12 protein-coding genes are annotated in these 12647 nt (G+C 43.6%); 6 read left to right on the top strand and 6 right to left on the bottom strand.

Annotated features, from left to right (window positions below; translation table 11 throughout):
* The first annotated feature begins 33 nt into the window (after positions 1 to 33).
* Positions 34 to 714, top strand: a complete 681-nt coding sequence (locus AB4329_RS04645; RefSeq protein ID WP_017072239.1) for a TVP38/TMEM64 family protein — start codon at positions 34 to 36, stop codon at positions 712 to 714.
* A 64-nt stretch (positions 715 to 778) separates the two neighbouring features.
* The gene (locus AB4329_RS04640; protein ID WP_372137733.1) at positions 779 to 1096 is read left to right on the top strand and encodes a DUF2007 domain-containing protein; all 318 of its coding nucleotides are present in this window, start codon (positions 779 to 781) and stop codon (positions 1094 to 1096) included.
* A 131-nt stretch (positions 1097 to 1227) separates the two neighbouring features.
* Here the strand turns inward: AB4329_RS04640 and AB4329_RS04635 are convergent, their stop codons facing one another.
* The 4 genes from AB4329_RS04635 to topA all read right to left on the bottom strand — a co-directional run bounded on the left by AB4329_RS04635 (position 1228) and on the right by topA (position 8138).
* Complete coding sequence (locus AB4329_RS04635; protein WP_017062100.1) at positions 1228 to 2025, bottom strand: alpha/beta fold hydrolase; 798 nt, start codon at positions 2023 to 2025, stop codon at positions 1228 to 1230.
* A gap of 285 nt (positions 2026 to 2310) precedes the next feature.
* Positions 2311 to 3765, bottom strand: coding sequence for a glycogen synthase GlgA (glgA, locus tag AB4329_RS04630; protein WP_017070017.1), 1455 nt, complete (start codon positions 3763 to 3765; stop codon positions 2311 to 2313).
* On the bottom strand, positions 3755 to 4984 hold the full coding sequence (gene glgC / locus AB4329_RS04625; protein WP_080582251.1) for a glucose-1-phosphate adenylyltransferase: 1230 nt from the start codon (positions 4982 to 4984) through the stop codon (positions 3755 to 3757). Before glgC ends, glgA begins: the two co-directional genes overlap by 11 nt.
* Positions 4985 to 5507: 523 nt before the next feature.
* Entirely contained in the window at positions 5508 to 8138 is a 2631-nt protein-coding gene (gene topA / locus AB4329_RS04620; protein ID WP_017067846.1) for a type I DNA topoisomerase, read from the bottom strand.
* Between the two features lie 439 nt (positions 8139 to 8577).
* On the opposite strand from topA, the gene AB4329_RS04615 reads away from it, so the two are divergent.
* Positions 8578 to 8823 carry a YciN family protein gene (locus AB4329_RS04615; RefSeq protein WP_017062104.1) on the top strand — a complete coding sequence of 82 codons (246 nt, stop codon included), beginning with the start codon at positions 8578 to 8580 and terminating at the stop codon, positions 8821 to 8823.
* 61 nt (positions 8824 to 8884) lie between these two features.
* Here the strand turns inward: AB4329_RS04615 and aroA are convergent, their stop codons facing one another.
* Both aroA and AB4329_RS04605 read right to left on the bottom strand, forming a co-directional pair.
* Complete coding sequence (gene aroA / locus AB4329_RS04610) at positions 8885 to 10165, bottom strand: 3-phosphoshikimate 1-carboxyvinyltransferase (protein WP_017062105.1); 1281 nt, start codon at positions 10163 to 10165, stop codon at positions 8885 to 8887.
* A 162-nt stretch (positions 10166 to 10327) separates the two neighbouring features.
* A complete protein-coding gene (locus AB4329_RS04605) occupies positions 10328 to 10783 on the bottom strand; it encodes a glycine zipper 2TM domain-containing protein (protein WP_004736438.1) in 456 nt (151 codons plus the stop codon).
* Between the two features lie 53 nt (positions 10784 to 10836).
* Here AB4329_RS04605 and aat point away from each other — a divergent pair, with 53 nt between their 5' ends.
* The 3 genes from aat (at position 10837) to infA (ending at position 12545) form a co-directional block, all read left to right on the top strand.
* The gene (aat, locus tag AB4329_RS04600) at positions 10837 to 11547 is read left to right on the top strand and encodes a leucyl/phenylalanyl-tRNA--protein transferase (RefSeq protein ID WP_372137731.1); all 711 of its coding nucleotides are present in this window, start codon (positions 10837 to 10839) and stop codon (positions 11545 to 11547) included.
* Positions 11547 to 12245 carry an arginyltransferase gene (locus AB4329_RS04595; protein WP_372137729.1) on the top strand — a complete coding sequence of 233 codons (699 nt, stop codon included), beginning with the start codon at positions 11547 to 11549 and terminating at the stop codon, positions 12243 to 12245. Before aat ends, AB4329_RS04595 begins: the two co-directional genes overlap by 1 nt.
* Before the next feature lie 81 nt (positions 12246 to 12326).
* Positions 12327 to 12545, top strand: a complete 219-nt coding sequence (infA, locus tag AB4329_RS04590; protein WP_001040192.1) for a translation initiation factor IF-1 — start codon at positions 12327 to 12329, stop codon at positions 12543 to 12545.
* Positions 12546 to 12647: the final 102 nt, after the last annotated feature.

Genomic DNA, 12647 nt, shown 5'->3' with positions numbered 1-12647 from the left:
TCGGTATGCATTGAAAATTTAGAGGAAGTATCAATGAGTAAGAAAATGATATTGGGTATTGTGTTGGTCGTAACCATCGTCTTGTTAGGCATCAATTTCGGCCAGTACTTAACGCTTGAAAATGCTAAGGCCCAACAAGCTGTGTTAAATGACTACATTGACAGCAACTTTATTGCGGCTGCCGCTATCTATTTTGTCGCGTATGTCATGATTACGGCTTTCTCCATTCCTGGTGCCGCTGTTGTAACCTTATTAGGGGCCGCGCTATTCGGCTTCTGGAACAGCTTGCTACTGGTATCTTTCGCAAGTGCGATCGGTGCGACCTTAGCTTTCTTAAGTAGCCGTTACCTGTTGCGTGACTGGATTCAAACCAAGTTTGGTGACAAATTGGCGACGATTAACAAGGGGGTTGAAAAAGACGGCGCATTTTACCTGTTTTCTCTGCGTCTGATTCCTGTATTCCCATTTTTCCTTATCAACCTATTGATGGGTCTAACACCGATGTCAGTGAGTCGTTACTACATTACGAGTCAAATCGGGATGTTACCGGGGACGGCGGTTTTCTTGAATGCTGGTACTCAGCTCGCAGAAATTGATTCACTTTCGGGCATCGTCTCCCCTTCAGTACTATTGTCATTTGCATTATTGGGGATATTCCCAATAGTGGCTAAATGGTTGATGGGTAAGTTTCGCTCAGCACCCGTAGCTGAATAATGTATATAGCAGAATAGTTTATAATATCTAAACAACACAGATAGCCGAATAAGGTTCTATTTCAATGAAAATCTTCAGTGCATCGAATCCGACAGAAGCTCATATCATCTGTGGATTGTTAGAAAGCGAGAATATTGCCTGTGAAGTCCGTGGTGAGGGGTTGTTCGGATTAAAGGGGGAAATCCCATTCGCTGAAGAAACTGACCCTTACGTATGGTTATATGAGCCAGAATTGGCCAGTAAAGCTCGCATGCTCGTCAATGACTACCAAAAGCAGCAAGATTCGATCATCTATGAAGAGTGGCGTTGTGGTGAGTGTCATGAAGTCAACGAAGCGCAATTCGGCTCTTGCTGGCAGTGCGGTGCTGCCTCACCTGAATAGCAGGGTTTCAGTGACCTGAAAGAACGATTCGGTCAGATACCTCCTCCAATTAAAAACGGGAAGCTAAAGTTAGCTTCCCGTTTTTATTTCAATTCGATTAACTCATCATCTTTGATTTCACGCCTAGAAAATCACTGAATTTGTTTTTGAATAAACGCAATCGAACGCTGATTAAACTCTTCAGGGTTTTCCACGTTACACACGTGTCCACAATTCGGGATTTCTACTAGCTCACTCGATTCATGCGCTGCAACCATTTCTTTTACAGGCTTAATAAACATGTAGTCACGTTCACCCATCAAATAAAGAGTCGGTATTGGTAGCTCTCTATCTTTAAAATATTTCATCAAGGGGTTTACATCAGCCGTTAAGATAAACCAGCGTTTAAATTCTTTCTGGCACAGTTTTTTGGCTTCGCGGATAAAAAGGTGACGAGACTCTTTTTGGCTTTTTTGTGGCATCACAACATAAGCAAAAAGGCTGTATAACCACATGTAAGGAATGATGTGCTTGCTGAGGTTACCCAACTTGATTAACACTTGAGAGCGAGTGTTTAGCTTGGTTACAGCGCCACCCAGTACCATTGAACGTACACGGCCAGCCGCCAGTTCGGCAACGTTACGCACAATAATCGTGCCCAAAGACATGCCAACGAAATGTGCAGAACGGATCTTAAGATGGTCTAACACTTTAAGAATATCAAGCGTCACCGATTTGAACGTATAACGATTCGAAATCAGCCCTTTAAGTATATTGTCTGATTTACCGTGCCCTCTCAGATCAATGAGAAGTAAGTTGAAATGCTGTTTATACGCTTTGATCTGCTTGAACCAGATGGAGGAACTGCCTCCTGCGCCATGCACAAATACAACCCACTCATCGCTCGTAGGGTGAGTAAATGTTTTATGAAATAGTAAACTCTCAGACATACCTATCGCTTTAATTATTGGAATGGAGCTATGCCTCATCACGAGGCGATGACTAAGGATACCACGCTATTAAGAACTTTAAGTGATAATAGTGTCAAACCTATCATTAGTCATGTGAATACCTACCTCACCTTTTCTACCTGACAAAAATGAGTTTGCAAGCTTTGTCTTCGTAAACGTGATGTGCTCTGACCAGGAAACAAAAAGGCACTCAACAATTAGAGCGCCTTCATTTATTACGAGCTGTTGTTGCCCGCCCGCTAATTTTAAAGCTAAGTCAACAAGTTAAAATGCTGAATGATACATAGCTAGGTATTCTTTAGCCGCATCTTCCCAACTAAAATCTTGCTGCATCGCATAAAGCTGAGCACGCTTAATTTCAGATGGGTTTTGTGCATAAAGCAGTAATGAACGATGTAACACAGCCAATAACGCCTGCGGTGTTGGCTCTTCAAAAGCAAACCCAGTCGCGACTTCAGGATCTTCATCGTAATCATTCACGCTGTCTTTTAAACCTCCCACAGAACGAACAATCGGCAAAGTACCGTAAGCCATGCTGTAGATTTGGTTTAAGCCACACGGTTCAAATTCCGAAGGCATCAAGAAGAAATCAGAGCCTGCTTCAACCAAGTGCGCAAGTTCATTATTGTACGCTTCTACGAACGAGAACTTATCTGAGTGAAGCGCTGATAGCTCTTTCAATTGACTCGCCAAAACCGGATCGCCAGTACCGACAATCACGATCTGAAGATCATTTTTCAAAAACTGTTCGATGATAGGCAGTAAGTAATGAACACCTTTTTGATTCGTCAAGCGACAAACCATGCCATAAACCGCGCAATCGGCAACGGGTAAACCTACATCTTGTTGCAGTTTTTGCTTACAAGCTGATTTTCCGCGAGCCATGCTGTGCTTGGTCGCTTTGTATTTACGAGGAAGGAAAGCATCAGTTTCCGGATTCCAAGCCCCATAATCACACCCATTCAAAATGCCGAACAGATCAGCAGATCTGTGTTGGAATTCTGCAGCCATACCGTGGCTACCTAATTCCGTTTTCAACTCTTCTGCATAGGTAGGACTTACTGCGTTCACTTTATCCGCACACATCACTCCAGCTCTTAGCATAGTGACATGAGTGTCACTCACTGAAGCTTCAGGCGCATGGTAACTGTGCATCTCTGGCAGGAATTGAAGTTCATCGTATGCGAACACACCTTTGAAAACCGCATTGTGGATCGAGATAACACTGCGCGTATTTTCAAAGAAATCGTGTTGTTGATAACGCGATTTAAGCAAGAAAGGAACGAAACCAGTATGCCAGTCATTTGCATGAATGATATCCGGTTGAAAACCAAGCTTAGGAAGCATATCAAGACAGGCTGCACTAAAGAACGAGAAGCGCTCTCCGTTATCAGCATAAGCTTGATTGTTTTCTGCGTACATTTCCGGGCGGTCGAAATACTTGGCACATTCAATACCAAAAACTGGAACGCCTTCTACGCTCAGTTTTTTAACTTGATAAGCCGTATGAGGCCAATGATCGAGTTCAGTCGATAAAATAACTTCTGCTGAATCAATGTTTGGAATGTTTCTATATGCGGGGATAGTCACTCGAACGTCCTGTTCGAGTGTTTGCAACGCTTTCGGCAGTGCCTTGGCTACATCAGCCAAGCCACCACTTTTAATCAAGCCTTCAACTTCAGACGCTACAAAAAGTACCGAGAGAGTCTTAGTAACCAACTCGTGCTCCTTTAGAAATCACTACAACACCATCGTCAGATACGTGGTAATGCTTTTTGTCTTCTGTCAGATTCACACCAATCTGTGTACCCGGTGCGATGTCTGCATCTTTATCAATGATAACGCGGCGCAAGATACAACCCTCACCCACTTTTACATCACCGAGTAAGATACTTTCGCTGATATCACACGCTGATGCGATATTGCTGCGGAAGCCCAATACACTCTTTTCAATACGCGAACCACGTACATAACTACCGCTACACACAAGGCTATCAATGATCTGAATTCGACCATTTGCCGAATCAGTAAACGTAGCTGGTGGTAGTGGCGGGTAATAAGTGTGTAGAGGCCATTTACGGTTGTATAGCGAGAATGGCGCATCTTTCTTAAGAAGGTCCATGTGCGCTTGCCAGTACGCGTCAATCGTACCTACATCGCGCCAGTAAACTTCTTCTTTCTCACCAGTAATACGGTTGGTGCTGAAATCATAAACAAACACATCACCACGTGGGAACATGTTTGGAATAATGTCTTTGCCGAAATCGTGTGTCGAACCTTCTCTATCAGCATCTTCCGTTAGTTCGGCAAAAAGCTCTTTCGCTTCGAACACGTAGTTGCCCATTGAAACGAGCGCTGATTCTGGATCGCCCGGGATCGACTTCGGATTTGCAGGTTTCTCTTCAAAGCCAATCATACGGCCGTCAGCATCAACCTCAATAACACCGAATTCTGATGCTTCAGCAAGCGGCATGCGCAATGCTGATACTGTTAGAGCCGCTTTCTTCTCTTTATGGAAATCAAGCATCTGTTTGATGTCCATCTTATAGATATGGTCTGAACCAAAAATACATACTTGATCAGGTTCTTCCAACTCCATAAAGCCCATGTTTTGGTAGATAGCATCTGCTGTGCCTTCATACCAACGCTTTCCTTTACGCATTTGCGCAGGAATTGGGTCGATAAAACGGTCTGTTATGCCACTGATATTCCAGCCTTTTTTCATATGGTGGAACAGTGACTGTGACTTAAATTGTGTTAATACGTAGATCTTCATTAGATCAGCATTAACGAAGTTGTTCAAAGCGAAATCAATTAAGCGGTAACTACCACCGAAAGGAACCGAGGGTTTGCTGCGAGATTCAGTTAAAGGTCTTAAGCGAGAGCCTTCACCACCAGCAAGAATCATTCCCAATACACCAGCCATTTTATTCTCCATATATCTATAGCTTGTCGATGTTAGTACTCGTAGAGGTATCTTCCTCTGGGGGATGAGCACCAACACTTATTTCGGTATTTAGCGAATATCCATTCACATACAGTGACAATATCCTAAGCCAAACGTTGTTATGTGTGCACTATTCTTTGCACTTGGTTTTATATACGTTATCGACTTTTCGGCCGAATTCAATTTTTAATACGCCATTCTGTGGTACGTAAGCTGATTGCTTTCCCAAGACTTAAAGCAGCTCACATTACACCGTCCAGACGAAACATTACATTAACACCCGACACACATCAGGTATACAACTAAACGCTGATCTGTGAGTTACAATATTTTAATTAAGTTACATTCTCGTTAAAGTTGCATAAGAAAATCTGATTAATTGCCATTATTTATTTTGCGATGTGAATTTAATAAATTCTCGCAGACGAAACACCAGGTCAACAAGTTGCATATTTAGTCATATTGAGATCAAAAAAAGCAGCCATTAGGCTGCTTTTTCATCAATAACGTTCAGTTATTTCTCTTTAGGCTTTTTACGCTTATCCGTAACTTCCCACTTACCGTCGATGTACAACGCAGTCCAACCGGACGGTTTTCCATCTACTTCAGTACGCACGTAGTTTTCTTTGGTCTTACGACTAAAACGAACCACTGTCGGCTTACCATCAGGGTCAGCAACTGGCGCTGATGCTAGGTATTGGAACTTAGGTGAGATACGGTCTTTAAAACGAACCAGCTCTTCCACTAATGGTGCACGTGTTTCACGTGATTTAGGGAAGTTGCTCGCAGCCATAAATAGACCAGAAGCACCATCACGAAGAACAAAGTACGCGTCTGAATTTTCACACGGAAGTTCAGGGAAATGCACCGGGTCTTCTTTTGGTGGCGCAACTTCGCCATTTTTCAGAATCTTACGAGTGTTCTTACAATCTTCACTCGTACAGTCCATGTATTTACCAAAACGACCGTTCTTCAGAACCATGTCAGAACCACACTTGTCACACTCAACAAGTGGACCATCGTAGCCTTTCACTTTAAATTCGCCGTGCTCAACCACATAACCTTCACAGTTCGGGTTGTTACCACATACGTGCATCTTACGCTTATCATCGATTAGATAGGCATCCATTGCCGTTTCACAAATAGGACAACGCTTTTTAGCTCGAAGTGCTGCTGTTTCAACGTCTTCTTCAAGCACGTTGATAATGCCTTCTTCATCACCAAGGTTGATTGTTGTCTTACAACGCTCTTTTGGTGGAAGTGCATAGCCAGAACAACCAAGGAATACGCCTGTCGAAGCAGTACGAATACCCATTTTACGGCTACAAGTCGGACACTCAATATCGGTTTCCACGATATGATTTGGCTTCATGCCACCAGCGTCTTCGTCTAAGTCTGCTTTTTCCAAATCGCCAGTAAAGTCTTCGAAGAAGTTATCTAGCACGCCTTTCCAGCTTGCTTCGCCTTCTGCGATTTGGTCCAACTTCTGCTCCATACGAGCAGTGAAGTCGTAGTTCATTAGGTCATTGAAGCTGCCATCTAGACGGTCAGTAACAATTTCACCCATCTTCTCAGCATAGAAACGACGCTGTTCAACTTTTACATAACCGCGATCTTGAATCGTTGAGATGATTGATGCGTATGTTGAAGGACGACCAATACCACGCTTCTCAAGCTCTTTAACTAGCGCCGCTTCAGTGAAACGAGCCGGTGGCTTAGTGAAGTGCTGTTTAGGGTCTAGCGCAATCAGATCAAGCTTATCGCCGATCTGTACTGCTGGAAGGATCGTATCTTCGTTCTTGCCCATTGGACGCTGAACACGAGTCCAACCATCAAATTTAAGGATACGACCTTTCGCTTTCAACGTGTACTCATCTGCTTTAACGCTTACTGTCGTTGAATCGTATTGAGCTGGCGTCATTTGACACGCTACGAATTGATTCCAAATTAGCGAGTAAAGCTTGTGTGCGTCTGCGTCTACGCCGTTTAGATCTTCCGACTTAACATCTACACTTGAAGGACGAATCGCTTCGTGGGCCTCTTGAGCGCCCTCTTTGCTGCCGTATGCAAGAGCTTTAGGTGGAAGGTATTGCGCGCCGTACTCAGAACCAATGTATTCACGAGCGGCTTCTACAGCTTCTGAACTCAAGTTGGTTGAATCAGTACGCATATAAGTGATGTAACCCGCTTCATACAGGCGTTGAGCCAGCATCATGGTTTTCTTTACGCCATAACCAAGACGCGTACTCGCCGCTTGTTGCAGCGTCGACGTGATGTAAGGTGCAGACGGCTTACTCTTTGTTGGGCGGTCTTCACGTTTACATACTTCGTATTGCGCTTTTTCTAAAACGCTAACAGCAGCTTGTGTTTGCGCTTCATTTTCAGGTTTAAACGCAACACCGTCTTTCTGTGCAACTTGCAGTCTAAAGTCGGTTTTCTCTGCTGTTTTAGTATCAGCATGCACATCCCAGAACTCTTCAGGGATAAAGGCGTTGATCTCGCGCTCACGCTCTACCAGTAGTTTTACCGCTACTGATTGAACACGGCCAGCGGACAGGCCTCGTGCTACTTTTTTCCAAAGCAGGGGTGACACCATAAAGCCAACAACACGGTCCATAAAACGTCGTGCTTGTTGTGCGTTTACGCCATCAATATTTAGCTCACCTGGAGTTTCGAAAGCTTGTTGAATAGCATTCTTGGTGATTTCGTTAAAAACCACTCGCTTGTATCGCGTTTCATCGCCACCGATGATCTCACGAAGGTGCCATGCGATAGCTTCTCCTTCGCGGTCCAAATCGGTTGCGAGATAAACATGGTCTGCGTTCTCAGCCAGTTTTTGCAATTCAGCGACGACTTTCTCTTTACCAGGTAGGATTTGGTAGTTCGCTTCCCACTCTTTATACGGGTTGATACCCATCTTTTTGATAAGAGCTTTGCGATCTTTTTCTTTCTTGATACGAGCTTTGTCTTCTGGGCTCATACCCTTGGTTGAAACTGCAGCAGCCTTTTGACCAGTACTTTGACCTGCCGTTGGTAAATCACGTACGTGACCTACACTCGACTTAACGACAAAGTCTTTGCCAAGATATTTATTGATAGTTTTAGCCTTGGCTGGCGACTCCACTATAACGAGCGATTTACCCATATTGACTCTAACGTCCTTAATCACGATGCTTCAGCACCAACAATTTAGCTTGTGGGCTTTTACGCATGATATTCTAAATTCATTGCTTCTTTTTTTACTATTGTGCGAGATTACTAGAAGATCAACCGCTTTTTTCAAAATTGGATCTGATCGCTCGACAATTCGACGACTCATAGATAAAAGGGTCACAATATAAAGAAGCTATAAAGTACTCACTAAGAATACTTGCAAGAGCCTATTCATCAGGCATTACGTCTAAACGGGCTCATACTAAGCTTGTCCGCGAATCTAACGCGAGCCCCATTCAATTATTTTTGCCGTAAATCACAAAATAAATTGTGGATGTTTGAAAAGACTCTCTTAATCGGTTGTGAAATCATTGAATTTCTAGTTCGACACCATACACTCAACGTTATATTCAGTTATCAGAGATAAACTCATGACAAAGAAAGTAATAGCAGAATTTGATTTACTGCTTATCGCAAACCAAATTATCCAATCACATGATGACTACATTGAAGGCATGCGCGCAAACAGCGTAGTAGAAAAAGACGATGTACTCGTCTTCAAAGGTGAATACTTCTTAGACAGCAATGGAATGCCGACAGAGAATACAACCGCGGTATTTAACATGTTTAAATACTTAGCGCACCACCTTTCGAAAGAATTTACAATTCAGCAATAATTAAAAAGCTTGCCACTTAGGCAAGCTTTTTTGTTCCTAAACCTTTACATACTAAGCATTTTTATAGACTTAGCATTTTCAGCTTGTCGAAATAATCAGGGAATGTCTTTGACGTACAACCTGGATCATTAATCGTCACAGGCGTATCGCTCAAAGCAACCAGCGAGAAACACATCGCCATACGGTGATCATCGTAAGTATCAATCGCCGCATGAGTCAGTTCAGCCACAGGGTTAACAATAATGTAATCTTCACCCTCTTCCACTTCAGCGCCGACTTTGCGTAGCTCTGTTGCCATTGCAGCCAAGCGGTCTGTCTCTTTCACACGCCAGTTGTAGACATTACGGATTGCCGTTGTGCCTTTCGCAAACAATGCGGTTGTCGCGATAGTCATCGCAGCATCTGGGATATGGTTATAGTCCATATCAATGCCTTTCAGCTCGCCACAACGAGAAATAACGTAGTCGTCACCCCATTCGATTTCCGCACCCATTTTCTCAAGTGCATCAGCGAATTGGATATCACCTTGGATACTGTTTTTACCAATACCAGTGACCTTAATCTCACCACCTTTGATAGCAGCGGCTGCAAGGAAATATGACGCAGATGATGCATCACCTTCAACCAAGAAATCACCCGGTGCCGAGTAAGATTGCCCGGTAGGAATCACAAACTCTTGGTAATCATTATTGATCACGTCCACACCAAATTGCTTCATGATGTGCAGCGTAATATCGATGTAAGGTTTAGAAACCAATTCACCGTCAATTTTAATGGTCACTTCACCTTCAGCTAAAGGCGCAGCCATCAAAAATGCCGTCAAAAATTGACTAGAGATCGAACCGTCGATAGAAACCGTACCGCTCTTCAAACCGGTACCTGTGATCTTCAATGGCGGGTAGTTTTCGTTCTCTAAATATTCAACGTCGGCACCGGCTTCTCGTAGTGCTGTTACTAAGTGGCCAATTGGGCGCTCTTTCATGCGAGGCTCACCAGTAAGAACGTATTCACCGCGACCTAAACATAGTGCAGCCGCCAACGGACGCATCGCCGTACCCGCGTTACCTAAGAAAAGCTCTAGGGCTTTGTCACTTGAGAATGCACCACCAACACCTGTCACTTCACAAACGGTTTTGTCTGCAGACAACTGATAATCAACACCTAACTGAGTCAATGCATTCAACATATGACGAATATCATCACTGTCTAGCAAGTTTGTTAGGCGAGTGGTTCCCGTAGAAAGTGCAGCCAAAAGAAGTGCACGGTTGGAAACGCTTTTTGAACCAGGTAGGTTAACTTCCCCGTTCACTTTTTGAATTGGTTGTAACGTAAGGCTTTCCATTAAATCTTATAGTCCTTGTACCACCCGAAGTCACTGGTGCGTATTTATTTTCGGGTGATGAATAATTCTTCGTACTTGCAGACTAACGAACTTTTCCAATGAACTCCAGAGCTAATCCGGCCCAAACCGGTGATTAATTAGCCAATCAATCGTATTTATATACTAGTACACGAGATCAACTCGAACACCATCTGAAAAATAGAGAATTCGTACATCATCGCCTCGGTTGAACAGCATCGAGTTATCGACATCTTGGATAATGTTGACCAACTTGTCGTCTTTGGTTTTGACCAATAACTCGACCAGTTTGTACTCTACTTTATATTGTGTGTTACCTCGGTTACGAGCAATACCCGCACCTGCTACTGCACCTACAGCTGTCGCCACTTCTTTACCAGTGCCGCCGCCAAACTGGTTACCAATCAAGCCACCAATCGCCGCACCTAACAAGGTTTCCCAACCATTCGCTTTCGACTCAACGATCTCTTGCTGAGTGATGTATCTGACCGTATCAATCTCACCATAAACCACCTCGTTTACTGGTCGAGCTTGGTTTCTGTTGTAAGCTGCATTTGCCAACATGGGCAAAACAAGTAAAATCCAAAGCAACTTCTTCATGGTAAAACTCCTAAAGACCTCTTGGTCAGTGATTAATCTGTAATGCGGTACTTATGACTATATACCTAACCGAACTTGATACTACTAGTATAGAGTTTCCTTCGCCTTTCGACGCGCTTGATGACCCCAACGGTCTGCTCGCCTTCGGTGGTGATTTATCACCAATGCGAATTTTAAACGCTTATAGCCAAGGTATATTTCCATGGTATGGCCCAGGTGAGCCTATACTTTGGTGGAGCCCTGCACCGCGAGCGGTATTTAATCCTAAGACATTCGAACCGTCAAAAAGTCTTAAAAAGTTTCAAAGAAAGCACAATTACCGAGTCAGCATCAACCAAGCGACGGACAGAGTAATTGGTTATTGCTCTTCACTAAGACCCGAAGAAGAAACCTGGCTAAACAGCGACATGCAGTCAGCCTACCGCAAACTCGCTTCATTAGGTTTCTGCCACTCGGTTGAGGTTTGGCAAGATGATGAACTGATCGGTGGACTTTACGGCTTACAAAGAGGCCAAGTCTTTTTCGGTGAATCGATGTTCAGCCTAAAGACCAATGCCTCTAAAATTGCGCTGTGGTACTTTTGTAAACACTTTACCCGATTCGGCGGACAACTGATTGATTGCCAAGTCATGAACCCTCACTTGGAATCCTTGGGCGCTATCGAGGTTGATAGGGATGAATTCCTAGGCTCTCTGCAATTACTCAAAGAGTTCTCCGTTGACGATGCATGCTTTAAAACCCAATGGCTAAAGGAAATGCCTTAATGAATCCAGATTTACAACAAATCAGAATTGGATTAACAGACAATCACGCTTGCAGCTACTTACCTCACTTCGAAGAGAGAGTGGCGGTCACGCTTGACGAACACATGCACACCTCAGATAACTATGAAGTTCTGCTTGCGAATGGATTTCGCCGCAGTGGTTCAACCATTTATAAGCCACATTGCGATAATTGCTCAGCATGCCAAGCGATTCGGCTTTCAATTCCTGAGGTTAAGCTTTCCAAAAGCCAACGACGGATCCTTAACAAAGGAAAATCACTACGTTGGGAACTGAAAGATGAGATGGATGACAACTGGTTTGACTTATACAGTCGCTATATCACCGCTCGTCACCGTTCGGGAACCATGTACCCACCCAAGAAAGAAGAGTTTCTACAATTCTCTAAAAATGAGTGGCTTACTACAAAGTTCATGCACATCTATGATGGGAACAAGTTGGTTGGTATCGCCGTAACCGACATCATGGCTCACTGTACGAGCGCGTTTTATACCTTCTTCGCTCCTGATATAGACATTTCGATGGGAACACTTGGCGTTCTATTTCAGATCCAACATGCCCAGAAAGAACAAAAACAATGGTTATATTTGGGTTATCAAATCGATGAATGCCCTGCGATGAACTATAAAGTACGATTTCAACGTCATCAAAGGCTAGTAAATCAGCGGTGGCAAGGGTAGAATACGCGACAACTTTACATATTTTGATTTTAACGGCACAATCAAGCCGTTGAAAACCGCCAAATTTCGAAAGAGGATTAGATGGCTAAAGAAGACGTAATCGAGATGCAAGGCACTGTCCTTGATACTCTACCAAACACAATGTTCCGTGTTGAGCTTGAAAACGGTCACGTAGTGACAGCACACATCTCTGGTAAAATGCGTAAGAACTACATCCGTATTCTTACTGGTGATAAAGTAACTGTTGAGATGACTCCATACGACCTTTCTAAAGGCCGCATCGTCTTCCGTGCTCGTTAATTTTTAATTAGCGAATACAATAAGAAGCGGAGCTTAAGGCTCCGTTTTTTATTGCCTGAGCTTTTTACTACACAAGCACATCAATCTCGCATCTCGCATCTC

It is taken from the genome of Vibrio sp. 10N.261.54.A5 (genome assembly GCF_041471145.1).
In the GTDB taxonomy this organism is placed as follows: Bacteria; Pseudomonadota; Gammaproteobacteria; order Enterobacterales; family Vibrionaceae; genus Vibrio; species Vibrio crassostreae_C.
The sequence above is the reverse complement of the archived record's forward strand: the minus strand, read 5'-3'. Positions and strand labels throughout refer to the sequence as shown.